Origin of the sequence: Oricola cellulosilytica (assembly GCF_019966575.1) — a bacterium.
Lineage (GTDB): Bacteria > Pseudomonadota > Alphaproteobacteria > Rhizobiales > Rhizobiaceae > Oricola > Oricola cellulosilytica.
Window position 1 is genome coordinate 187,532 of sequence record NZ_JAINFK010000003.1, and the last position, 22,360, is coordinate 209,891.

Annotated in this window: 21 protein-coding genes and 1 riboswitch; of the genes, 3 read left to right on the top strand and 18 right to left on the bottom strand. The window is 62.4% G+C overall.

The genetic code is table 11. The annotated features are described in order from the left end of the window. Positions 1-4 precede the first annotated feature (4 nt). From LC298_RS08460 to LC298_RS08505, 10 genes are all read right to left on the bottom strand, one after another. Positions 5-880 carry a LysR substrate-binding domain-containing protein gene (locus tag LC298_RS08460; protein ID WP_131566437.1) on the bottom strand — a complete coding sequence of 292 codons (876 nt, stop codon included), beginning with the start codon at positions 878-880 and terminating at the stop codon, positions 5-7. Positions 881-1,167: 287 nt separating this feature from the next. Next, positions 1,168-1,941 carry a precorrin-4 C(11)-methyltransferase gene (gene cobM, locus LC298_RS08465; protein WP_131566440.1) on the bottom strand — a complete coding sequence of 258 codons (774 nt, stop codon included), beginning with the start codon at positions 1,939-1,941 and terminating at the stop codon, positions 1,168-1,170. Then, complete coding sequence (gene cobJ, locus LC298_RS08470) at positions 1,938-3,773, bottom strand: precorrin-3B C(17)-methyltransferase (RefSeq protein WP_131566443.1); 1,836 nt, start codon at positions 3,771-3,773, stop codon at positions 1,938-1,940. The genes cobM and cobJ overlap by 4 nt, the downstream gene beginning before the upstream one ends. Next, the gene (gene cobI / locus LC298_RS08475) at positions 3,763-4,503 is read right to left on the bottom strand and encodes a precorrin-2 C(20)-methyltransferase (RefSeq protein WP_131566446.1); all 741 of its coding nucleotides are present in this window, start codon (positions 4,501-4,503) and stop codon (positions 3,763-3,765) included. The genes cobJ and cobI overlap by 11 nt, the downstream gene beginning before the upstream one ends. Further along, positions 4,500-5,702, bottom strand: coding sequence for a precorrin-6y C5,15-methyltransferase (decarboxylating) subunit CbiE (gene cbiE / locus LC298_RS08480; protein ID WP_131566450.1), 1,203 nt, complete (start codon positions 5,700-5,702; stop codon positions 4,500-4,502). Before cbiE ends, cobI begins: the two co-directional genes overlap by 4 nt. Continuing rightward, positions 5,699-6,325: a precorrin-8X methylmutase gene (locus tag LC298_RS08485; protein ID WP_199223215.1), complete on the bottom strand. Its 627-nt coding sequence runs from the start codon at positions 6,323-6,325 to the stop codon at positions 5,699-5,701. Before LC298_RS08485 ends, cbiE begins: the two co-directional genes overlap by 4 nt. Before the next feature lie 10 nt (positions 6,326-6,335). Continuing rightward, the gene (locus tag LC298_RS08490; RefSeq protein WP_131566453.1) at positions 6,336-7,442 is read right to left on the bottom strand and encodes a sirohydrochlorin chelatase; all 1,107 of its coding nucleotides are present in this window, start codon (positions 7,440-7,442) and stop codon (positions 6,336-6,338) included. A 3-nt stretch (positions 7,443-7,445) separates the two neighbouring features. Next, positions 7,446-7,691, bottom strand: coding sequence for a DUF6732 family protein (locus tag LC298_RS08495; protein WP_131566455.1), 246 nt, complete (start codon positions 7,689-7,691; stop codon positions 7,446-7,448). A 246-nt stretch (positions 7,692-7,937) separates the two neighbouring features. Further along, positions 7,938-8,360 (bottom strand): tellurite resistance TerB family protein, encoded by a 423-nt coding sequence (locus tag LC298_RS08500; RefSeq protein WP_131566458.1) that lies wholly within the window; start codon positions 8,358-8,360, stop codon positions 7,938-7,940. 285 nt (positions 8,361-8,645) lie between these two features. Beyond that, positions 8,646-9,569 (bottom strand): hypothetical protein, encoded by a 924-nt coding sequence (locus LC298_RS08505; protein WP_131566461.1) that lies wholly within the window; start codon positions 9,567-9,569, stop codon positions 8,646-8,648. Between the two features lie 233 nt (positions 9,570-9,802). On the opposite strand from LC298_RS08505, the gene LC298_RS08510 reads away from it, so the two are divergent. Continuing rightward, positions 9,803-10,351: a methyltransferase family protein gene (locus tag LC298_RS08510; RefSeq protein WP_131566463.1), complete on the top strand. Its 549-nt coding sequence runs from the start codon at positions 9,803-9,805 to the stop codon at positions 10,349-10,351. Here LC298_RS08510 and LC298_RS08515 read toward each other — a convergent pair. The 7 genes from LC298_RS08515 to LC298_RS08545 all read right to left on the bottom strand — a co-directional run bounded on the left by LC298_RS08515 (position 10,348) and on the right by LC298_RS08545 (position 18,570). Then, complete coding sequence (locus LC298_RS08515) at positions 10,348-11,598, bottom strand: NAD(P)/FAD-dependent oxidoreductase (RefSeq protein ID WP_131566466.1); 1,251 nt, start codon at positions 11,596-11,598, stop codon at positions 10,348-10,350. The genes LC298_RS08510 and LC298_RS08515 overlap by 4 nt on opposite strands. A 14-nt stretch (positions 11,599-11,612) precedes the next feature. Beyond that, the gene (gene cobO, locus LC298_RS08520; RefSeq protein WP_131566469.1) at positions 11,613-12,239 is read right to left on the bottom strand and encodes a cob(I)yrinic acid a,c-diamide adenosyltransferase; all 627 of its coding nucleotides are present in this window, start codon (positions 12,237-12,239) and stop codon (positions 11,613-11,615) included. A 113-nt stretch (positions 12,240-12,352) separates the two neighbouring features. Then, positions 12,353-16,069 (bottom strand): cobaltochelatase subunit CobN, encoded by a 3,717-nt coding sequence (gene cobN / locus LC298_RS08525; protein WP_131566472.1) that lies wholly within the window; start codon positions 16,067-16,069, stop codon positions 12,353-12,355. Continuing rightward, complete coding sequence (cobW, locus tag LC298_RS08530; RefSeq protein ID WP_131566475.1) at positions 16,069-17,136, bottom strand: cobalamin biosynthesis protein CobW; 1,068 nt, start codon at positions 17,134-17,136, stop codon at positions 16,069-16,071. Before cobW ends, cobN begins: the two co-directional genes overlap by 1 nt. A 4-nt stretch (positions 17,137-17,140) precedes the next feature. Then, positions 17,141-17,674 carry a bifunctional adenosylcobinamide kinase/adenosylcobinamide-phosphate guanylyltransferase gene (gene cobU / locus LC298_RS08535; protein WP_131566479.1) on the bottom strand — a complete coding sequence of 178 codons (534 nt, stop codon included), beginning with the start codon at positions 17,672-17,674 and terminating at the stop codon, positions 17,141-17,143. Further along, complete coding sequence (locus LC298_RS08540; protein WP_131566482.1) at positions 17,667-18,377, bottom strand: CbtA family protein; 711 nt, start codon at positions 18,375-18,377, stop codon at positions 17,667-17,669. Before LC298_RS08540 ends, cobU begins: the two co-directional genes overlap by 8 nt. A 10-nt stretch (positions 18,378-18,387) precedes the next feature. Next, entirely contained in the window at positions 18,388-18,570 is a 183-nt protein-coding gene (locus tag LC298_RS08545) for a CbtB domain-containing protein (protein WP_199223216.1), read from the bottom strand. Positions 18,571-18,609: 39 nt separating this feature from the next. Further along, positions 18,610-18,842, bottom strand: a riboswitch (cobalamin riboswitch). 191 nt (positions 18,843-19,033) lie between these two features. Here LC298_RS08545 and LC298_RS08550 point away from each other — a divergent pair. Then, on the top strand, positions 19,034-19,897 hold the full coding sequence (locus tag LC298_RS08550; protein WP_158284699.1) for a GGDEF domain-containing protein: 864 nt from the start codon (positions 19,034-19,036) through the stop codon (positions 19,895-19,897). On the opposite strand, the gene LC298_RS08555 is transcribed toward LC298_RS08550, so the two are convergent. After that, positions 19,810-21,312 (bottom strand): cobyric acid synthase, encoded by a 1,503-nt coding sequence (locus tag LC298_RS08555; RefSeq protein ID WP_131566491.1) that lies wholly within the window; start codon positions 21,310-21,312, stop codon positions 19,810-19,812. The two genes, LC298_RS08550 and LC298_RS08555, sit on opposite strands and share 88 nt — an antisense overlap. A 416-nt stretch (positions 21,313-21,728) precedes the next feature. Between LC298_RS08555 and LC298_RS08560 the strand changes: the two genes are divergently transcribed. Then, the gene (locus tag LC298_RS08560) at positions 21,729-22,349 is read left to right on the top strand and encodes a DUF922 domain-containing protein (RefSeq protein WP_158284700.1); all 621 of its coding nucleotides are present in this window, start codon (positions 21,729-21,731) and stop codon (positions 22,347-22,349) included. Positions 22,350-22,360: the final 11 nt, after the last annotated feature.

Consider the following 22,360-nt stretch of genomic DNA (forward strand, 5'->3'; position numbering starts at 1 on the left):
AGCCTCACGCCAATTCGGCCTTCAACCAGTCCCGAAACGCCATTGCGTGCCGGCTCGGTTTGTGGCGCTTCGCCGTGATGAACCAGTAGGCGAGACCGGTGGAGCGCCTGTCGTCAAAAGGCGCGACCAGTCTGCCTGCGTCCAGCGCGTCGCTGGCCAGCGTTTCCCACGCAAGGAAAACGCCCTGCCCGGCGATTGCCGCATCGAGACACAAAGCCCCGTCGGAGTAGACGGGACCGTCGCAGAGCGACGCTTCGTCGACGCCGTTCGGTTCGAGCCAGACTCGCCAGTCGAACAGCGACTTTGTCTCGCGGATGACTGGTACGTTGACCAAATCCGCTGGTGCCTTCAAGCGTTGGCCGATTTCCGGACTGCAAACGGGGAACACCCGGTGATCGAGCAGATGCTCGACATTTACGCCCGGATAGTCGCCGTTGCCGACCCGGATGCAAACATCAACATCCGAAGTGTTTGGATCGACCAGCGCAACATCCGCATCCACGCGAATGCGCACAGAGGGGTAGGCCTCGTGAAAGTGGTTCAGGCGCCATACGAGCCATCTGCCGGCAAATAGCGGCGCAACGGATACGGTCAGAACATCCTGTGTTTCGTTTCTCACCAAGCGCACTGCGGATGCGAGTTCCGTCATCCCGGCTGTTAGATGAGAGCACGCCGCCTCGCCGACCGCATTGAGTCGCAGCCGCTTGCCCTGCCTGACGAACAGCGTCTTGCCAAGGCTCGCCTCCGTGCGCTGAACTTGCTGGCTGACGGCGCCCACGGTCACGCCGAGTTCATCGGCGGCCGCCGCGAGACTGCCCAGCCTCCCCACCGCTTCGACAGCGCGAAGTCCCGATAGATGAACCCTGTTCAGGATTTTCATTCAGATATTCTAAATTGAAAATTATAGAAAGTCGATTTCGCGCGCTCAAATTAGGGCGCATCTTTACCGAATGATACAGTTTATCTACATATTCATTCGAAGCCTCGGCACGGATCCGAGTCAGGGCAACCGCCAGCAAAACGATCCGTGGCGCCGCGATCCGCTATCGCACCCTGATCTCGAACGGATGAGCTTGGACCAACTTGCCGATCTGCCGATGAATCCTCGGAGCTTCTGCGGCGACTAAGTCCAATCGCGGGGCCGTGGCGCCAGCGATGAAGTCGCCGCTAGCCGGTCTTTTTCTTCCCGCGGTTTCTGAGCACGTGGGAATAGCCGGCATTGTAGAGATCGCTGTCGCGGAACTCGACATCGCCGAACACTTTGCCGACCATCACCAGCGCGGTGCGCGTGATCTTAGCCTCGCGCACTCTCTCCCTCATCTCCGAAAGCGTCGTGCGGATGTAAAGTTCGTCCGGCCATGTGGCCCGATAGGCGATCACCACCGGGCAATCGGCCCCGTAGTAGGGTTCGAGCGAACGGCGGATATAGTCGAGATTGCGGATCGACAGGTGGATCGCAAGCGTCGCTCCGGACTTGCCGAGCACTTCCAGTTGCTCGCCTTCGGGCATTGCGGACGCCTTCATGCCTGTCCGGGTCACGATGACCGTCTGCGCGATCTCCGGCAGAGTCAGTTCAGCGTTGAGCCGCGCCGCCGCCGCTGCGAACGCCGGCACGCCCGGTACCACCTCGTAGCCGATCCCGAGCACATCCAGACGCCGCATCTGCTCCGCCGTCGCGCCGTAGATCGACGGATCGCCGGAATGCACCCGCGCTACATCGTGGCCCGCCGCATGCGCCTTCTCGATCTCGGCGATGATCTGGTCGAGATGCATCGGCGCGGTGTCCATCACGACCGCATCCGCCGGAGCGGCCTCGACGATCTCCTCCGGCACCAGCGATCCGGCATAAAGGCAAACCGGACAGCGCTCGATCAGGCGAAGCCCGCGCACGGTGATGAGATCGGGCGCGCCGGGCCCCGCGCCGATGAAATACACGGTCATTGGGCGTTTCCCATCCTCGATCCAGCTTTCCCGGAATAGCCGCGCGGCGTGTAGACCCAGGCCCTGCCGTCACCGGTTCTCACCGTTCTGCTGTCAGACGAGCCAACGACAACCACCGTCAGCATGTCCACGTCGTCCACGTCGAGTTCGCCAAGCGGAACCACCCGCACGGTCTCGCCCTCGCGCCCGAGATTCGTCGCCAGGATCACCGGAGCGTCCGCCGGCCTGTGCTTCAGCAACTCGTCACGCGCCCAGGCAAGCTGGGTGCGGCGTTTTTTGGAGACGGGGTTGTAGAAGGCGATGACGAAGTCCCCCTCGCCTGCCGCGCGCACCCGGCGCTGAATGTCCTCCCAGGGCGTGAGAAGATCCGACAAAGAGATGGTGCAGAAGTCGTGCCCCAAAGGCGCACCGGCCCGCGCGGCGGCTGCCTGCAGCGCCGAGATGCCGGGAGAGACCTGCACGTCGATCCGGCTGGCTCCCTCGCTCACGCCGCCCCTGTCGAGCAATTCGAACACCAGCGTCGCCATGGCGTAGATTCCCGCATCGCCGGAACAGACAAGCGCCACCTTGCGCCCCTTTCCCGCCAGTTCCATGGCATGGCGCACCCGGTCCTCTTCCTTGCCGAGGTCGAAATCGTGGCGCCTTTTATCGTTCACGAGCGGTCCCAGAAGATCGAGATAGAGCGAATAACCGACTAGATCGCTCGCCGCCGTCACCATCCGGCTCACCTCCGGCGAGCGCCAGGCTTCCACTCCGGGGCCTATACCGACGACGAACAGTCGTCCTCGTGCCCGTCCCGGCATTGTATCGGCCTTGAATGGCTCCGGCGCACCAGCGACCGCGCAAGTCGCTCGCGCGCTCTTTTGCTTCTCGACCAGCAGTTCCCCGTCGGCGCCGACAGCCGCAAGCGCTGCGCCCTCGGAAACGCCGTGGCAGCCGACCTCGGAGAACACCACGTCCGATGGATTGGCCAATCGCGGGGTTTGAGCCTCAAGCGCATCGGCATCGAAGAACCGCGCCGGAACACCGAGTTGCGCGGCGACGTGATGCACTGCCGCCTCGTCGGCCTTCACGTCGAGCGACACGACGACGCCAACGGCACCTTCCGCTAGCCCCGTGTCCGCAAGCGTCTGGCGCACCAGTTGGAGAGCTTCATCCGCATCGCATCCGCGCTCGCAACCGACCCCCACTGCAAGTCTCCTGGCGTGAAACAGAAGCTCGTCCGCACCCGGTTCGCAGCGCTTCTCGGTTACGGTGATTGTCACGCCGCCGGTCTTCGAAATCGGCAGTCCGCTATCGCTGAGCCAAGCCGCATCTCCATTCAGCCGCACGGACTCACCTGCCAGAAGCGCCGCCATCACGGATTTGGCGTTCTCCGGGTTCGCCAGCACATAGCCCTCCGGGGGCGCATCCAGCGCCACCCCGAAACGCACATCCCCTGCCGTCGTCACCGCCGCGACGCCGCCGAGCGTGAACGCGATGTCCGCAGCAAGAGCGTTTGCCCCCCGATGTCCGCCCAGAAGCGGCACGGCCACTACGCCGTCATCGGAGACAACGATAACCGGCGGCTCGTCATGCTTGTCGCTCAACACCGGCGCAAGAATGCGAATTGCGGCCCCGGACGCCATCACCGCGACGATCGGGACCCTATCCAAAAAGAGCGATTGCATATGCGCCTTGACGTCATCGAACAACACCACGCCCTCGCGCTGCGCAACGCGTCTGCGCGCGCCGTGGATCATGCCTCCCGTGGCGTCACGCACCGCTTCGGCAACGGGCAGCGATGCGTCGCTCAGGATCACGATCGCGGGCGGCAGAACATCATTCGGCATCGGTCGGCCTTCCGGCAGGCAGCGCGCGGATCCAGTCCTCCGCGCCCTTGTAGATCAGGATCATCGAAAAATAGGGAGCGGTCTCATCCGATACTTCGGAAAGCGGCATGATCCGCTCCTCGCCCAGGGTGACGCGTTCGCAATAACCCGCGCACGCAGCCAGACCGAGCCGCTCCAGCAGCACCCGTATGCGGTTGAAATGCCGGCCGATCTTCATGATCGCCAGTGCATCCGCGGTTTTGAGGCGCGCTTCCAACTCTTCATTGCTCAGCGGTCCGGGAAGAACTGCCAGCACGTCGTTGCGCGCCGCCAGCGGCCGCTTCAGCGCCGCCGCCGACGCCATGATCGACGAGACACCGGGAATGATCTCGCAGGGATAGGACTGGCTCAGCCGCTCGAACAAATACATAAACGAGCCGTAGAAGAAGGGGTCACCTTCGCAGAGCACCGCCACGTCGCGGTTTGCGTCCAAATGACCGGCTATGGTGCTTGCCGCCTGATCGTACACTTCGGCCGCCGGAAAGCGTTGCACCCGCATCGGCACCACGATCGGAACCTCGATCTGCTCCGGGGCAAGAAAACCCGAGACGATCGCCCGCGCGAAGCTCTGGCCGGTGTCGGGCGCCGGGTAGGCGACGACGGGCGACGCGGTAAGGATGCGATGCGCCTTCAAGGTCAGCAGTTCGGGATCGCCCGGTCCGACGCCCAGCCCGTATAATGTTGCAGTCATGAGCTTTTGGTCCACGCCCACTGCGTGACAGGCATGGAAGGACGCCAGCCATGAAACGGCCCGACCGGTTCGGCCGTCTCCACGGAGATGCGCTGCAACTCGCCGCCATGCTCCTTGAAGGCCTGCAGAAGAACGGTTTCACTTTCGAGCGTCACGGCATGCGCGACCAGCCTGCCATGCGGCTTCATGGCCTTCATGCAAGCCCCTATGGTGACTTGCGAAACTCCACCGCCGATGAACACCGCGTCGGGCGTCGGCAGGCAATCCAGCGCCTCTGGCGCAGTTCCGTCGACCAGTTGCAGTTTCGGGGCACCGAGCTTTCTCGCATTTTCCTCCGCCATCGCGCGACGTTTCGCCTGCGGCTCGATCCCGATAGCAAGCGTTTCCGGAGCTGCCCGCATCCACTCGATGGCGATCGAGCCGCAGCCGCACCCTAGATCCCACAGCACCGCGTCGCGCAGCGGCACCAGCTTTGCGAGCGCCAGCGCTCGCGCGGCGCGCTTGGTCATCTTGCCGTCATGGGTGAAGGCGCCGTCTGGCAATCCGGTGCGCGGCAAAATCTCGGCATCCGGTCCGGCAACGCACTCCACTGCAAGCAGATGAAAATCCGGTACATCAAGGCTCCAGCCCTCCGCGATACCCTCGAACCGGGCCTCGTCCTTACCACCCATCGCGGCCAGCACCGTCATTCGCGATGCGCCGTAGCCCCGCTCGCGCAGCAATCCGGCGATTGTACCCGGCGATGTTCCGTCCTTCGTCAGGACCAGCAGCCGCGCGCCCGGCGCGATCCACGGTACGATCTGTTCGGCGGCGCGCCCGTGAACGGTCAGCGTTTCGACGTCCGGCAGCGACCAGCCGAGCCGGCATGCCGCCAACTGAAAAGCGGAAACCTGCGGATGGAAAACGATTTCTTTGGCCGGAATCGCCTTGAGGATGCGCGCGCCGACCGAGTACCAGAGCGGGTCGCCCGTCACCAGCACGACGATCCGACGCCCCTTTTGCGCCTTGATCGTTTCAATCATCGCATCGAACGGCGACGGCCACGCAATTCGCTCTGCGGTAACGTTTCCCGACAATTCGTGGTGTCGGCTGCCTCCGACGATCACTTCGGCGTCCTCAACAAGTCTGCGCGCTTCAGCCGTCAGGCCGTCCATACCGTCCTCGCCGATCCCGACGATGTGCAACCATGGCGTCGTCATGTGGAAAGTCCTCCGGCGAGCGCGTTGACGGCGGCCTGCGCCATTGCCGTTCCGCCCTTGCGCCCGAGCAGCGTGATGAAGGGGATCCCGCGCGGATTGTCCGCGAGTTCCGTCTTGGATTCCGCCGCACCCACGAAGCCGACCGGAAAAGCGATGATCGCCGCAGGCTTCGCCCCGCCCCCATCGATCCATTCGAGTAGACGGAATAGCGTCGTCGGCGCGTTGCCGATCGCGACGATCTGTCCGTCCAGCCTTTCCCCCCACAGATCGATCTGCGCGGCCGCCCGGGTCATGTTGTACTGCTTGGCAAAGGCCGCGACGTCCGGTTCCGATATCCCGCAGTGGAGTTCGCAGCCCTTCGGAAGAAGGTGCGCCATCACGCCATGGCGGAGCGTCTCGACGTCGCAGCAGATATCCGCGCCGTTCGCCAGCGCTCCCGCCACCGCCTCCACGATATCTGCACTGTAGCGCAGATCACCTAGGATCTCCGGCATTCCGCAAGCATGCACGATCCGCGTTGCAACCGGGCGGATTGCCTCGGGCAATGCCTGCAAGTCCTGAATCTGCGAGATCATCTCGAACGACTTCTCGTAGATCGCATGCGGTTCTCGGATATAGTCCATCAACTTCTGCTTAGGCCTTGCTCTTTTCCATGCTCTTGGGCCCGAGCGGATGACTGGCGTGTGGATACGGGTGATGGTGGTGGTGTTGGTGATGGCCGCCATCATCGCCATGGTCATGATCGTGGGTATGTACCGGCGTCCATTCGAGGCCGTGCTCCTTGCAGAACGCCGCGTCGCGGCAGCGCCCGTCGCAATCGCCATTGCATGGACAGTTCGCCGGCGCACCACCGACACCCTCGACATGATGGTGGTGGCTTTCCTGCGCCTGCCCGACCTCCGCCTCGAAGCCGAGAACCTGCTCGCGATATTTGCACATCTGGCAGTTCATATTGTTGGCGCCGTCGAGAATTTCGCGCACCCGGTCGACGAAAGACTCGATCACCAGATCATGGTCGTTGAGATACGGGGCTTTGATAAACTCGATCTCCGGATGCGCCGCCGCCACCTCGTCGGTCTGCGAATAGATCCGCTTCACCAGCACGCCGGTGAAAAGGAAATAGGGAAACACCACGATGCGGCGGTAGCCGAGCTTCGCTGCGTGCTCAAGGGCCGGTTTGACCAAGGGAAACGTGACACCGGAATAGGCGGTCTCGCCCCAGCCGAAACCGATGCCCTCCCACAGCATGCGCATCACCTTGGCGACATTGGAATTGGCGTCCGGATCGGATGCGCCGCGTCCGACCACGACCAGCATCGTTTCTTCCGGCGCGACATCGGATGGCGCGGCCGCAAGCGCCTCGCGAATGCGCTCGCCCGCGGCACGGATCATCTTCAGGTCAATCCCGAGCTCGCGCCCGTAATCGATTCTTACATCCGGATTTTTTGCCTGGTAGCTGTTGAGGACGGAAGGCAGGTCGTTCTTGGCGTGCCCGGCGGCAAACAGCATGCCGGGCACCGCCAGAATGTCGGTGACGCCCCTCTCCTTCAGCGCGTCCAGGCCCTTGTGCAGCACCGGATTGGCGAACTCGAGATAACCGTATTCGACCGGCCATTGCGGAAACCGCTCCCGCAGCCGTTGAGCCAGCTTGGAGAATTCCGTGACTGCGTTCTGGTTACGGCTGCCATGGCCGCACACCATGATGCCGTAGCGTTTGCCGCCATCCGGTCCTTTGAGCATGACTCAGGCCTTGGCCTGGGTGTCGCTGTCAACTGCGTCTGCCTCCGCGGCCTCGCCGTCTTCGGCTTCCTTTGCGGCGCTGCGCTTCTTGCCAAACACGAAAACACCGATGGCGGCAGCGGCACTCGCGGCGGCCAGAGCGATCCAGTGACTGTGTCCTGCAATGTCGGCGACATGGCCGGGGTCGGCATGCGCTGGCGCGGCAGCGCCAAGGATGGCCGCGGCGGCGGCAAGCTTCGAAATTTTCATGATCTGCTTCCTCAAGATCCGTGTCAGCGTTATCAACACGTGCGCCGGTTGTGACGGGGCACCCGCACAGACCCGGACCTTGCGACAGTTCCGCTGCACTGCCCCCTGGATGGGTCGGCCGCAACGGACATCTTTTCGGCCCCGGGACGTGTCTGGGGCACTGCCGATAACGGCGCCAAACTAGGGATTCTGGTCCACCCGGTCAATCGTGCGTGCGACATCGGCGCGCTGAATTTCGACTGGCGGTTACCCTGCTTCGTTTGACTTGATCTCGAAATCGAGCATGTCGGCCACCCGTTTGACGAATTTCTCCTCACGAGGGTCGATATCCCGGTCGGCGCCAGCAATTTCAATCATATGGTCGAGGAGCGTCTGCCGCCGTTCGATCGGCAGGTCAGCGAATACCGAGGTTGCTTGACTTGCAGATGTTTCGTAAGCGAAGTCTTGCAGATAGCGATAAACGCCGTCCATGGCATCCGGTTCGATGCCGAAACTTTCCCGGCAAACCCGCCTGAAGGCTTCCAGTTCGCGCTCCTCGACTTCCCCGTCCGCGAGGATCACGCGAAACAACAATAGCAATTCCGCCGTCAGCGCGGCGTCGTTGGCAACGAGCCGGACTACCCGTTCCTGCTCCAACCGGTTCTTCAACGCTTCCAGCCAGCCAATCACGCGTCTCTCCCCTGCCTGGCTGGACACTAGCGCAACTCATCACTTGCGGAAATCGAAGATGCGTGAGGTGACGCAAATCACTCCACATCTCGTCCAATCGCTCACGTGCAGGCTAGAAAACGCGGAGCGACGATTTGAAAAAAGGGGCATTCCGATTGGGGAGATCAGCTCGCCACGCTCTTCCAGGGCCGGCACATACATCATGCCTGTCCCGACCGGCGCAGATCAAAAATGTTATAGACGCTCGATAGTGAAGAGGACGGGACGCTCCTCGGCGAGTCCGGTTCAGGTCAACCGGCGGCGTCCAAATGGTTTCGCCGTCCGGGGCCGGCTTCGCCGTTCTCCGCCGTCCCATGTAGCCTGAGTCCGCGGTGTCGCGATGTCTTCGACGTTCGGATCGGATGAGTCGTAACCGGCTTCCGCGGATTGCCTGATTTCCAGCGAAACGTGCGCCTCCGCGATCTCCGGCGTCGACTCCAGGTGCCGGACAAGCACGATCTCGCCATCCTGGGGGGAATAGGTCGAAAGGTGCGGGAGATAGGCCCCACGTCCGTGGCAGTGGGAAACAAAACTCTGCAGGAGGTCCATTGCAGGGAACACCGGGATCGGCGCTTCTTCCAGGACCGCCTCCATGCCGAGAATGTCCGCCGCGCCTCGCGTGGAGGCGCCGATAAGCCGGACGCCAGCGACTTCCTTGTTGCTGGAAAATGGCGTGACTCGCACGAAGATGGCCACCGGATTGGTCTCCAGTTCGCGCAGAAATGGCGCCGGTCGGTACAGCATCTCGCATGGTTTCCAGTGGACAGCGGTAGGCATATCAAGTCTGCACAGCGCAGCGGCGACGTTGGCCGCAAGCTTGTTGCGGGTAAGGCTGGTGTCCATCGCCCGCACGCCGAGCGCATTAGCCACCGCGTCGAACTCGGTCTCCACCGTTATGTGGATATGGGCCTGATGTGCGCGGACGACCTCCTCCGCGTCTTCGAATGAGCGGTGAAGCATGGGCCAGTCGAGCGCCTCGAAATAGGCGGCCCGTTGCCGGACGTCGTTGCCCGCCTCGATCGCGATCGAGCAGCCGCCGGTGCTCAGACGCAGATAGCGGTTTGGTCCCGCCGTCCCGTCGCTGTCCAGAGAGACGACATCGCCGTTCGAGAGGGCTTGCAGGCCGGAGATTAGCGCTTGAGCGTCAAAAGAAGGCTCGGAATCATACATCAACGTACATTCCGTGGGTACTTCAAACCCGGCCTTCCTCATCTGCGAGACAAAGTTCATGTCAGCTCCGGCAAACGCAAATATTTCGTGCTGGGTCATCCTTATAGTGGCGCAGGGTAACCCACTTGTTAACGATCACGCCGCATTTGAGGCGACGCGCCTGCCCGCAGACGCACTTGGCGCGGTTATACATCACCCTACATGGCATCCGGTCGACCCGATCGGAAATCGATATGAGCTACGTTTCCGCGCTTCTGACGCTTCTCTGCTGCGTGGCGGTCGCGGCCATCGTCGCTTGGTCGGAAAGGCACCCCGATCGCGCGATCTGGCCCCCACGTCGCTTTGGCTGGGGTGCGCGGATGGTCACTTGGAGCGTGACGATCATCGCGATCGGCGGAGCCTACATGGCCGGACGGCTGAACTGGAACGCTTGGCACTGGCCGGACTGGATCCGTTGGTATATCGGCTTTTCACTCGTCTTCGTTTCCAGTTCCGTATCGTCCTGGGCGATCATCCAACTCGGCCTCGACCAGTCCATGGGTGCCGACGGAAACCTCGTCACGACCGGCCCCTATGCCCGTTCCCGCAACCCAACCTACATAGCCAATCTGGCGTTGTGTGGCGGCTGGATCCTGCTGGCCGCATCATGGCCGGCGGCGATTGCCGCCGGATCGCTTGCGGCACTTTACATCTTTGCGGTTCCTTATGAGGAAAGGTGGCTCGCCCGTAAATACGGCGCGGCCTATTCCGAATACCGTGAGCGTGTTCCCCGCTGGCTCTAGCCGAAACGCTCGGCGCGATACGGCGCCGGATCGCAGAACGGCGCTTCACCGGTCATCATCTGCGCCAGCAATTCGCCAGTCGCCGGGCCGAGCGTAAACCCGTGATGTCCGTGGCCGAAATTGAGCCAAAGGCCGGGGCACCCCGGCGCCGGCCCGACGACCGGCAGCATGTCCGGAAAGACAGGTCGCGCGCCCATCCACGGCTCGTCCTCCACGCTATCGCCGATCGGCAGGAGATCCCGTGCGAGCGGCAACGCTCTCTCAAGCTGGATCGGTGTTTTCGGTGCGCCGTGGCGTGCGAACTCGGCGCCTGACGTGAGCCTTATCCCCTTCGCCATTGGAGCTAGTACGAAGCCGTTCTCGTCGTCGACCAGCGGTCGCGAAAGATACGCATTGCCCGTCGGCCGGTAGTGGCGGTGATAGCCGCGCTTGATGCCCATCGGCAGCCGAATGCCGACAGTGTCCAGCAGAGACTTGGACCACGGTCCGAGCGTTACCGCCATTTGGTCGGCCTGAAACTCCCCGGCCTCGCCGGTCACCGCCCAACCGCTGTCCCGTCGCGACATGCCGGACACGTCCGCCTTGATCGTTTCGCCCCCAAACGAGGTGAACAATTCCGCGTAGGATTTTACCAGGGCGCCCGGGTCGCTGCTTGTCCACGGATCCCGGTAGTGGATGCCGCCAGCCAGCCGGCCCGTCTCGATATGCGGCTCGAGTGCCCCCAGTTCCTTGAGGTCGACATATCCTGCATCCAGCCCGAGTTCCGCTAGATCGTCGAGTTGCGATTGCGCGGCCGCCATCGCGCCATCGTCGCGAAAAATTCGTATCCAGCCGCGCTTCGCCACCAGATCGGCCGATCCGGCTTCCTCCATCAGCGTTTCATGGGCGGAAAGACAGCGGGCAAACAGCTGAATATTCGCCTCGAAGGTCCGCCTCCCGCCTATCGATGTCGACGCGCGAAAATATCGCCAAAGAAAGGGGGCGGTCGACGTCAGCGAAGACCAGTGAAAATTGGCTTCCGTCCGCCGCCGGAGCGCGACCTCCACGATCGTGCGCAGATCGCGCGGGAACAGATAGGGATGAACCCCTTCGCGCTGGATGATTCCGGCGTTGCCGAAACTCGTTTCCTCGCCCGGTTCGCGCCGATCGATCAGCGCCACGGACAGGCCACGCTTTCTCAGATTGATCGCGGTCGAGATGCCGACGATTCCTGCACCGAGCACGATCGCATCATGGCGCGATGTCATCCGGGAGGCTGCCTCTAATATTCGATCCCGATCTGCGCTTTCACGCCGGACCGGAACGGGTGCTTTATCAGTTCCATTTCGGTAACCAGATCGGCGATCTCGATCAGCTCGTCCTTGGCGTTGCGGCCCGTCAGCACGACATGTGTCATGTGGGGTTTCTCGGTCGCCAGAAACTCGACTACCTCTGTGATGTCGATGTAGTCGTAACGCAGCGCTATGTTGATCTCGTCGAGCAGAACCATCGTGTTGCTCTCGTCGCGGATCAGTTCCTTCGCCCTTTCCCATGCCGCCTTTGCCATTGCGATGTCACGCGCCTTGTCCTGGGTCTCCCAAGTGAAGCCCTCGCCCATGGTGTAAAATTCGCAAAGATCGGAGAAACGCTCCTTAATGAGGTTTCGCTCGCCGGTGTCCATGCCGCCCTTGATGAACTGCACGACCGCACATTTCCGGCCGTGTGCGATATGCCGGAAGATCATTCCGAACGCCGCGGTCGACTTGCCCTTGCCCTTCCCGGTATGGACGATGATCAGGCCCTTTTCGTCCGTCTTGGTCGCCATGATCTTGTCGCGCGCGGCCTTTTTCTTGGCCATCTTCGAGGCATGGCGTTCGAGATCGGCATCTTTATCGGTTTCCTCGGTCATAGCAGCTCTTCCGTTCTTCGTGTTTCGGCATGGCGTCGACAGCAGTCACTCTGTAGACAGGCTCCTTCCGGCAATCGTGCCGTCCTGCGCCTCAGCCAAAATACACGCCAGCGTCATTTTTCGCGTCCCGCTCCCGCCATTTCGCTCAGCGCGAACATCGCCGAATTGCTCTTCGGCGTCCACAGACCGCGCTCGACCGCCTCCCGCAGCCGGTCCGCGATGTCGGCAAGCGCGTCGGGGTTCTTCTGGGCGATGAAACCGCGCACTGTCTCGTCCATCAGGTAGGCCTGGTAGACCGCCTCGAAGTGATGATCCCGCACCGCGCCGGTCGTTGCCGCGAATGCGAACATGTAGTCGACCGTTGCGGCCATCTCGAAGGCGCCCTTGTAGCCGTGCCGCATCACCCCTGCGATCCATTTCGGATTGACGACGCGCGCGCGCACCACCCGGCCGATCTCTTCCTCAAGCGTTCTGATGACTGGTCTTTCGGGCTGGGAATGGTCGTTGTGGTAGATCGCCGGCCTTTCGTCCTTCAAGGTCTCGACCGCCGCCGTCATGCCGCCCTCGAATTGGTAGTAGTCGTCGGAATCGAGCAGATCGTGCTCCCGATTGTCCTGGTTCTGAACGACGGCCTGAATCCCGCGCAGCCGCTCCTCGAACAGCCCACGCTCGGCGCTTCCCTCGGTTTGCGCGCCATATGCGTAGCCGCCCCAGACAAGATAGGCTTCGGCGAGGTCGGACTTGTCGGCCCAGCCCTTTTCGTCGATCAGCGCCTGCAGTCCCGCGCCGTAGGAGCCGGGCTTCGACCCGAACGCGCGATAGCCCGCCCGCCGGGCGGCGGTCTCGGCATTCTCTCCCGCATTCGTCAGACGCTCCGCCTCCGCGCGCATCCGCGCGGCGATCGGATTGTCGCCCGGGTCCTCCTCCAGCGCGCCGATCGCCCTCACCGCCTTGTCGAACAGCGCGATCTGATCGGGAAAGGCGTCGCGGAAGAAGCCGGATATGCGCAGCGTGACATCGACGCGCGGCCGACCGAGCTTGGCGACCGGAATGATCTGGTAACCCGTCACCCGGCGCGAAATTCCGTCCCAGACCGGTTTCGCGCCGATCAGCGCCATCGCCTGCGCGATGTCGTCGCCGCCGGTTCGCATGTTCGATGTGCCCCATGCCGTCAGCCCGAAACTGACCGGCCATTTACCATGGTCCTGCGTGTAACGCATCACCAGCAGTTCCGCGGATTTGCGGCCGAGTTCCCATGCGGTCTCGGTCGGCACGGCGCGGCTGTCGACGGAATAGAAATTGCGTCCCGTCGGCAGCACGTCGGGCCGGCCGCGCGTCGGCGCGCCGGATGGGCCGGGCGCGACGAACGTTCCCCCCAGCGCGGCGAGAATGCCGTCTATCTCGGCACTGCCGCAGGCTTCCACAGACGGCCGTATCGTTGTCTCGACTCCGCTCAGGACCACCCGCGTCCGCTTCCAGGCAGCAGGAGCCTGCGTCTCGCCCCCGACCAGACCGCTGGCCAGCAGCTCGATCCGCTCGACCGTGTCGCCCGCCGTCCGCCACGGGTCTTCCGACACCGTCTGCAACATGTTCGGGCGCGGTCCGGTCCATTTCGCTGCCATATCGCAATCGAGCGGGTCGAAACCGAGTTCCATATCCGCGGCGATTGCCCGCTGTAGGCTGGCGTCCGCGCCTTCGCCGACGCCGCGCGGCACCCGGGCGAGCGCGGTAACGAGATCGGTCAGCAGCCGCCCCTCCGGCGCCTTGCCGAAGACGTGCAGCCCGTCGCGGATTTGCATCTCCTTGAGATCGCAGAGATACGCGTCAAGTTTCTCAAGTGCTGCGTCGCTCGCATCGTCCGCACCAATCCCCGCATCGTGATCGAGACCAATGTCACGCACCAGGTCGAGAATGCGGACTTTCAGCACCTTGAGCCTGCGCGGATCGCTGCCGGCGGCGTCGTAATACTCGTCCACCAGGACTTCGAGATCCTTGAGCGGGCCGTAATTCTCGGCGCGCGTCAGCGGGGGGGTCAGATGATCGATGATGACGGCGGAAGTCCTGCGCTTGGCCTGGGTGCCCTCGCCCGGATCGTTGACGATGAACGGATAGACATGCGGCAGAGGTCCCATGACCGCCTCCGGCCAACAGGTTTCCGACATCGCCAGCGCCTTGCCCGGTAGCCATTCGAGATTGCCGTGCTTGCCCATGTGGACCACCGCATCGACATCGACGACGGATCGCAAAAACGCGTAGAAGGCGATGTAGCCATGTGGAGGAACGAGGTCCGGAGAATGGTAGCTTTCCTTCGGATCGATGTTGTATCCGCGCGCCGGCTGGATACCGACAAGCGTATCGCCGAAGCGCGTGAGAGGCAGCGCAAAGACACCATCGCAAAAGAACGGGTCGCGCTCGGGCTCGCCCCATTTCTCAACGACCTGATCTTGAATCGAAAGCGGAAGCTTACTGAAGAAGTCCTTGTATTGTCTCAGCGAAAGCACTTCCCGGATTTCCCGTCCGTCGCGCGCGGTATTGGTCGGACCGGCCTTGAGATGGTCAATCAGCGCATCGCCGTCAGCCGGAAGTCCGCGCGCCGGAAAACCGGCTTCGCGCATCGCCCGAAGCACTTCGAGCGTACCGGCGGGCGTGTCGAGACCGACGCCGTTTGCAAGTCGCCCGTCGCGGTTCGGATAGTTGGCAAGGACAATCGCGACGCATTTTTCCCCGGCAGGCTTGCGCCGCAGCCGCACCCAACGCGCGGTGAGAGCCGCGACGTACTCCAGCCGGTCAGCAACCGGCTGATGCGTGACGATATTGCACTCGGTCGCTTCGTCGAAGACATCCGCCGACTTGAACGAAACGGCGCGCGACAGGACCCGTCCGTCGACCTCCGGCAGGGCCACGTTCATCGCCAGATCGCGCGCGTTAAGCCCTTGGGGCGATGCCTCCCAGACTTCCTTGGACGAGCTCGAAAGCACGGCCTGGATGACAGGAGCGCCGTCCCGTTCGAGTACTGTGGACACGCGCTCTGCACCCGGTGCCGATACCGCAAAACCGGTCAGATTCAACACCACGTCGGGCTTGGGTTCGTCGAATAAGGCCTCCACGGTCGCTGCCGAAACAGGGTCCTTCAGGCTGGACACATAAACCGGAAGCACGTTCAGGCGGCGTTCGCGCAGCGCTCGCGCCAGTGCCACGACCGGTGCGGTCTGACCTGACTGTACCAGCGCGCGGTAGAAAACGATGGCGACCGTCCCGGCATGCCGCGCCTCCGCGAGGTCATTGCCGATATCGAGCATTCCAGCCTTAAGCAGAGGCGCCGCCTCACCCTCGATCTCCCTGCCCGCAAGCACGTCGGCGCAAGCATCGAGAAAACCGCGGGCATTCTCCGCCCCGCCCTCGACCAAAAAGCGCCAGAGCCGGTCGCACGAACCGGCATCGAGCGTACAGAACTGCGCAAGTCCCGGATCGGGCTTGTCGTCGCCCGGCACCACGGCGAGCTTGATGCCCCGCGCGATGGCGGAAGCGTGGATCGCTTCCAGTCCGTATGGCCAGTAGCCTGCGCCGCCAAGAATCCGGATGACGATCAGTTTGGCGTGCTGTCCCGTTCGCTCGATCCATCTGTCAACCGACATCGGGTGTTTGAGCTGCAGCAGATTGACCAGCCGCAGCAAACAGTCTCCGGATCCGGACCGCCGCGCGCCGGCAAGACTCGCCAATTCGGTGTCCGCCGCCGACAGCACGCAAATATCGCCCGGCGTCTGGCCGAGATCGATCGCCTCGTCGTCCCCGTCGGATATCTCTCCCTTTTGGGCAAGAAGCAGATGCATCAGGGTTCGGCGGACGCGGCCGCCCTGCCGATCGCCTCCTCGATGGCGGCCTGATCGATGTCATGCAGACCGATCACGACCAACCGCGTCGCACGCTGTTCGCCGTTCGCCCAAGGGCGATCGAAATAGGTTTCGATACGCTGCCCCACGGCCTGCACGACGAGGCGCATCGGTTTGCCGGGAACATCGCAGAAGCCTTTCAACCGCAGCACGTCATGCGTCGCGATGATCTGCTTCAACTCTTCAGTGAACCGCTTCGGATCCCCGACCGCCCCCGCCGACGCGACGAAACTCTCGAATTCGTCGTGGTCGTGATGGTGATCCTCGCCGTTCTCGTGCTCCATTTCGTGATGCGACTTGCGCAACGCGATCTGGCCTTCGGTCGCCGAGTTCAGGCCAAGCAGCACCTCGGCTGGAAGTCGTCCGTGGGTCGCATGGATGATCTTCAGCGGCCGGTCGGTCTGCCCGGCCACGTCTCCGCGCACCGAGTCCAGACGCGCCGCGTCGATCAGGTCCGCCTTGTTCAGCACCACCATGTCGGCGGCACGGATCTGATCCTCGAACAGTTCCTCCAGCGGACTCTCGTGGTCGAGCGCGCCATCTGCCCTGCGCTGGGCATCGAGCTTGGCGTGATCGTCGGCGAACCGCCCCTCCGCGACCGCCGCTGCATCGACCACGGTGACGACACCATCGACCGTGACATGCGTCTTGATACCAGGCCAGTTGAACGCTGCGACAAGCGGTTGAGGCAAGGCAAGACCCGACGTTTCGATGACGATGTGGTCGGGACGGCTTTCCCGTTCGAGCAGCTTCGTCATCGTCGGTATGAAGTCGTCGGCAACGGTGCAGCAGATGCAGCCGTTATTCAGTTCGACGATGTCTTCTTCCGCGCAGGTTTCTATTCCGCAACCTTTGAGCACCTCGCCATCGACCCCCAGATCGCCGAATTCATTGATGATGAGCGCGATTTTCCGGCCGTCGGCGTTCTGTAGCAGGTTGCGGATCATCGTTGTTTTGCCGGCGCCGAGAAATCCGGTGATCACTGTGGCGGGAATCTTCCCCTGCATTGGCCTAGCCCTTCATCTTGAGCGGCAGTCCCGCCGCCACGAAAAATACTTCATCCGCGAGCGCTGCTATATCCTGATGCAGGCGCCCCGCATGATCGCGAAATTCGCGCGCCATCGCATTGTCGGGCACGATTCCCAGTCCGACCTCGTTCGATACCAGAACCACATGCCCCTTGGCCTCGCTCAGCACCTGGCAGAGCGCACTGGCGCGCACATTGATATCGGCTTGCGAGAGCATCAGATTGGTGATCCAGAGCGTCAGACAATCGACCAGAACCGCATTTCCCGGCCGCGCCTCGCGCGTCAGCGCCCGTTCAAGATTCTCCGGCTCCTCGACCGTCCGCCATTCGGCGCCGCGCCGGTCCCGGTGATGCTCGATACGCAACCGCATCTCGTCGTCCCGGACACGTCCCGTGGCGATATAGACGGGCGTCCCATCAAGATCGGCTACCAGCCTTTCGGCGAAGGCCGACTTGCCCGACCGCGCGCCGCCGAGCACCAGCGTGATGCCCGGCGGCGACCCATGAGCCTCACGCATGGTTTCCGGCGAAGTCCTCCTGCTTCACGGCCCGCGCCAGGAACGCGCCCAGCAACCCGCCAAGCACCAGCCAGAACAACGCCGATGTGACCACGGATGCGGTCGCGAACTGTGCTGCCAGATTGGCAGGCACATCGGAGTCATGTGACACCGCCTGCGGTGCGCCGTAGATATGCGGCAGAACGATCAGGGCGACGCCTGCCAGCATCCACGGCAGCCGCCGCTTCAAGGCAAGCATCAGCAGCCCTCCGGCGGTCATCGCCACCGTCGCGGTCCACCAGATCTGGCGCTCCAGGAGGTCGCCGGCGGGCATGCCGGGCAGTTCCGGGGGAAGGCCGAAATTTGGCGCCAGAACAAAGGCGCCGAACCCGCCTGCGCCCCACAGCAGTCCCGAACGCATCGAAATCGGCTGGTTTAGGAGCATGATCGCTGCGGTCAACAGGAGCGCGAATGATGCCCCGACGACAAGGTTTGAAAGCAGCGTAAAGAACGTCCTCTGCAGGCCGTCTTCCGGGGCCCAGGCTTCATCTTCGTGGTCATGCGCGACCGTCGCCGGCTCATGCCCATGGTCCGGGACGCCCGCATTTTCATATGTTTCGGCTTCCAGGATAAGCGGGATCACACGCGCCGACTGTGCGACAGTTGCAAACGCGCCAGCGAGCAGGCCCGCGAGGATCGCGGCCAGTAAAACTCTGATCATCATGACATGAGCCCTAGTGGCAGGGAGCGACGATGGCGTGGCGCGTATCGTGGGTGCCGTTATGCAGCAGATCCGATTGCGCGAAAGCGGCAAAATAGAACAGGAAAACGCCGAGAGAACCTGCAAACATAGCGGTGTATAGACGCGCCGTCGCCGAAATCGGCCATGAAACGGACTGGGTATTCGTTGCGAGCATGACAACCTCCGTGTTGCTCAAGGTTTGATACGGGGCAAGACGCCCCACTTTTGCATGGCAGGTCTCCTGGCTCATGGCGTTCATGCCGGTATGCCTACCTTCCCGGATTGCTCCAGTGGCGCCCCGGCGAACCGGAGCAATGCATACCGCGCCATTCTACAGTCGCGGGGTCGGCCGTGATATGGATGCCCGGCGTGGGTCCACCCGTCACGTTCCCTTTTCATCCCGCCCCACTGATGCGCGGGGCAAGAACCATGGTGTATCGTGATAGGCTTCATTGAGCCGGCGTGTCAATTGCGATTGCGACGCAGCAGGTCGCGCCGCAATGGCACAGCTAAGTGTTGCGCAAATAACCGGTTAACCAAACGCCGCATGATTTACACCGATAAGCTTCGGCGTGATGAACATTGAAGGTGTTTACGGGTTACAGGGAGGTCCTGTCGCTCCAGAACCCGAAACACCGATGCTCGATCAACTCTTCATCGCCCAAAATTGGCATGCCGCCATACGCAAGTCTGCGATGTGGACGCTTGCGATCGGCGCGATGGCGCTCGCCTCAGCCGAGCTTTCGTTCGGCTACTTCTTTCCGGATGTGTGGAACAACCATTCCGCAGGCCTGCGCCTCTATTCCTTCCTGACTGCGACCGTTATAGGCCTTCCGGCCTTCTCTCTCTTCTTTCGCATGTCGCTGCGCCTGAACCAGGTGAACTTGCAGCTTCAGGAGATCGCCCGCCGCGATGTCCTAACCGGATTGCTGAATCGCAAGGCGCTCACCGACCAGATCCGGCAGCGTCAGAATGCAACAGTTTCCCCGCGAGCGCAGGAGGACGCATTGATCCTCATCGACATCGATCATTTCAAGGATGTCAATGATGGATTCGGCCACGCTGCGGGCGATCATGTCCTTCGCATGGTCAGCGTCTGCATCGGCGGCAATGTCTTTGAACGAGACTATGTGGCACGCATTGGTGGTGAAGAGTTTGCGGTCTACCTGCTCGATTCGGGAGCTTCAGGTGCAGTGCGCGCCGCTGAGCGGATCCGCGCTGCGATCGAGGAAAACAAGGCGCATTTCGAGGGTGAGAACATTCGCATCACTGCAAGCGTCGGCGGCGCCCTCTACCCGCCCGGTTCGAGCTACCAAACCATTTATCGCCGCGCCGATTCTGCGCTCTACCGGGCCAAGAAATCCGGTCGCAACCGGTGCGAATTCAACGGCCTGCCGAAACCGGGTGCGGACCCTCAGCAGGAGTTTGACATCGGCGATTTGTCTTGCGACGAAACCGAAGACTGGCCGGAAATACGCAGGAGCCCGTCAACGTCGAGATGATGTTCCATGTGGGTGGCGATGGCATCAAGTGCCGCGTCGACGGCGTTCCGGTGATCCTTGCCGTGCGAGACGGCGCCCAGGCTTGCCAGAAGGGCTGACCGAAACGCGCCATTGTCGAATATCCCGTGCAGGTAGGTTCCCCACACACAGCCATTCTGTGACACCGCTCCATCGGGAGCGCCGGCGATCAATGTCGCCGGTCGGGCGCAGTCGGGTCCGGTGGTCACGCCCAGATGTATCTCATAGCCGCGCACTTCCGCATCGTAAATCGCCGAACTGCCGATGACATTCTCTGTCCGTTTCTCGGCGGCCATTTGCGTTTCGACATCCAGCAGCCCGAGACCTTGCGCGCACGGCGTGTCGCCTTCGATCCCCATCGGGTCGCGAACGCTGCGGCCGAGCATTTGGAAACCGCCGCAAATGCCGATGACCATCCCGCCGCGACCGACATGCGCGTGAAGATCCTCCGACCAGCCGTTTTCCTCGAAGCGGGCGAGATCCGCAATCGTCGACTTGGACCCGGGCAGCACAACCAGCGCCGCTTCCGCCGGGATGCGGTCGCCCGGGCGCACCATTACCAGATCCACGGTCTCCTCCGATGACAGCGGATCGAGGTCATCGAAATTGGCGATCCGATCCAGCACCGGAACCGCAACGACGATTCCCTTGCCGCGAGGCGCGACGAGACGCTGCAGCGTCACCGAATCTTCGGCGGGCAGGCGGGCGACCTCTTCGAGCCAGGGCAGAACCCCGGCGCATGGCCAGCTTGTGAAGCCGGTAATCGCTGTCAGGCCGTCCTTGAACAACTCCGCATCGCCGCGAAATTTGTTGATGATATAGCCCTTGATCATTTCTCGGTCGCGGGCAGGAAGAATTGCGTGTGTCCCGGCGAGTGACGCGATCACGCCGCCCCTGTCGATATCGCCGACCATTACGACGGGGACGTTAGCGGCCGTGGCAAAACCCATATTGGCAATGTCGCCAGCGCGCAGATTGATCTCCGCCGGCGACCCGGCGCCTTCTACCAGCACAATATCAGCCTCCTGCGACAATGCCTCAAAGCTTTCCATGACCGCCGGCAGAAACTCTCCCTTCAGCCGCTGATAGTCGCGGCCCTTTGCCAGCCCGTACATCTTGCCGCGCAGCACGACCTGGCTGCCGGTCTGGGTTTGCGGCTTCAGCAGGACTGGATTCATATGCACGGACGGAGCCGTTCGGCAGGCGAATGCCTGCAGCCACTGCGCGCGGCCGATTTCGCCTCCGTCCTCTGCAACAGCGGCATTGTTCGACATGTTTTGCGGCTTGAACGGCCGCACCGACAGCCCGCGATTCGTCAGCGCCCGGCATAGGCCTGCAACCAGAACGGTCTTGCCTACGTCAGAGCCCGTTCCCTGGAACATGATCGCGCGCGTCATGCAATCTGCGCTAGCCGAAAGCGCGCGAACTGGGAAGCTGTTTATGTTTGGGGGCGGTCGGTAAGTGGAAACACCAAAACCGCAAGGCGACACGCGGGTCGCTTGCGGCGGCCGGCGAGCCGGCAACTGGAGTCCGCGAAAACGCTGCGGAAAAACAAAGAGCTCCGGTACGCAGTACCTTCTCCGGAGGGCGAGGTCCGCAGCTGCTCGCCTCGTCACGGACCTTAGGACTGACAACGTTACCACGAGGTTATTGAGGACTTAAGCAAATCTAAATTTGCGACTTTTTTTCATTAAAATCGAAAAAACTTGGATGCCGCGAATGAACTTCCCCAGACCCGCCAGCCGCGCGTTTCATGGCATGCCCAGCTTCACGCGCAATCAGCAATCGATGCCGATTTTGGATGGTCAAAACGATGACATGGTTTATCACTTGGCGCATGAAGCGCACCACACCCGGAATTCGGGCATCCGCGGCAAGCCGTGTTTCGGCGCCGGTCGTCCTCACGGTCCTTCTCGTTACGGCGGGATGCACGTCGACTGCATCCCGCGTCACGACGACCTACTACAATATTTCCGGAATGTCGGGCGCGGAGCTCGACAAGGAGATCGCCGCAAAAGGTCCCATGAAGGGCCATGCGCTAGCCTCCGCGGAAATTCGTTTGGTCCCCGTGAGCGTAGAGTACGAGAAGGGAGAGCGGAGCTGCCGTTTCCATCGCGCCAGATTCCGGGTCGACGCGAACGTGACACTGCCCCGTTGGCGCCAGCAAATCGCCTCACGCGACCGGGAACTGCGCAGCGCCTGGAACTTCATCTCCACTTACGCCCGCAAGCATGAGCAGGAACATATCAGGATTGCCGAAAAATATGCGCGCAAGGCTGAAGAGGACCTAATGGCAATCCCGCCCAAACCCGATTGCGACCGCCTGGAGGCCGCCGCGGAACGGACCTTGAAGCGCAATCGCACAGCCCATGACCGCGAGCAGAACGCGTTCGACGCAAGGGAACAGAAACGCTTGGCGAAGCTGTTCGAATAATGGAGCCCGCC

Bases quoted from the DNA above. Each gene is read 5' to 3' on its own strand.
- LC298_RS08460 (WP_131566437.1), bottom strand. From the start codon at position 880: ATGAAAATCCTGAACAGGGTTCATCTATCGGGACTTCGCGCTGTCGAA.
- cobM (WP_131566440.1), bottom strand. From the start codon at position 1,941: ATGACCGTGTATTTCATCGGCGCGGGGCCCGGCGCGCCCGATCTCATC.
- cobJ (WP_131566443.1), bottom strand. From the start codon at position 3,773: ATGCCGAATGATGTTCTGCCGCCCGCGATCGTGATCCTGAGCGACGCA.
- cobI (WP_131566446.1), bottom strand. From the start codon at position 4,503: ATGACTGCAACATTATACGGGCTGGGCGTCGGACCGGGCGATCCCGAA.
- cbiE (WP_131566450.1), bottom strand. From the start codon at position 5,702: ATGACGACGCCATGGTTGCACATCGTCGGGATCGGCGAGGACGGTATG.
- LC298_RS08485 (WP_199223215.1), bottom strand. From the start codon at position 6,325: ATGGACTATATCCGAGAACCGCATGCGATCTACGAGAAGTCGTTCGAG.
- LC298_RS08490 (WP_131566453.1), bottom strand. From the start codon at position 7,442: ATGCTCAAAGGACCGGATGGCGGCAAACGCTACGGCATCATGGTGTGC.
- LC298_RS08495 (WP_131566455.1), bottom strand. From the start codon at position 7,691: ATGAAAATTTCGAAGCTTGCCGCCGCCGCGGCCATCCTTGGCGCTGCC.
- LC298_RS08505 (WP_131566461.1), bottom strand. From the start codon at position 9,569: ATGTATGATTCCGAGCCTTCTTTTGACGCTCAAGCGCTAATCTCCGGC.
- LC298_RS08510 (WP_131566463.1), top strand. From the start codon at position 9,803: ATGAGCTACGTTTCCGCGCTTCTGACGCTTCTCTGCTGCGTGGCGGTC.
- LC298_RS08515 (WP_131566466.1), bottom strand. From the start codon at position 11,598: ATGACATCGCGCCATGATGCGATCGTGCTCGGTGCAGGAATCGTCGGC.
- cobO (WP_131566469.1), bottom strand. From the start codon at position 12,239: ATGACCGAGGAAACCGATAAAGATGCCGATCTCGAACGCCATGCCTCG.
- cobN (WP_131566472.1), bottom strand. From the start codon at position 16,069: ATGCATCTGCTTCTTGCCCAAAAGGGAGAGATATCCGACGGGGACGAC.
- cobW (WP_131566475.1), bottom strand. From the start codon at position 17,136: ATGCAGGGGAAGATTCCCGCCACAGTGATCACCGGATTTCTCGGCGCC.
- cobU (WP_131566479.1), bottom strand. From the start codon at position 17,674: ATGCGTGAGGCTCATGGGTCGCCGCCGGGCATCACGCTGGTGCTCGGC.
- LC298_RS08540 (WP_131566482.1), bottom strand. From the start codon at position 18,377: ATGATGATCAGAGTTTTACTGGCCGCGATCCTCGCGGGCCTGCTCGCT.
- LC298_RS08545 (WP_199223216.1), bottom strand. From the start codon at position 18,570: ATGCTCGCAACGAATACCCAGTCCGTTTCATGGCCGATTTCGGCGACG.
- LC298_RS08550 (WP_158284699.1), top strand. From the start codon at position 19,034: ATGCTCGATCAACTCTTCATCGCCCAAAATTGGCATGCCGCCATACGC.
- LC298_RS08555 (WP_131566491.1), bottom strand. From the start codon at position 21,312: ATGACGCGCGCGATCATGTTCCAGGGAACGGGCTCTGACGTAGGCAAG.
- LC298_RS08560 (WP_158284700.1), top strand. From the start codon at position 21,729: ATGACATGGTTTATCACTTGGCGCATGAAGCGCACCACACCCGGAATT.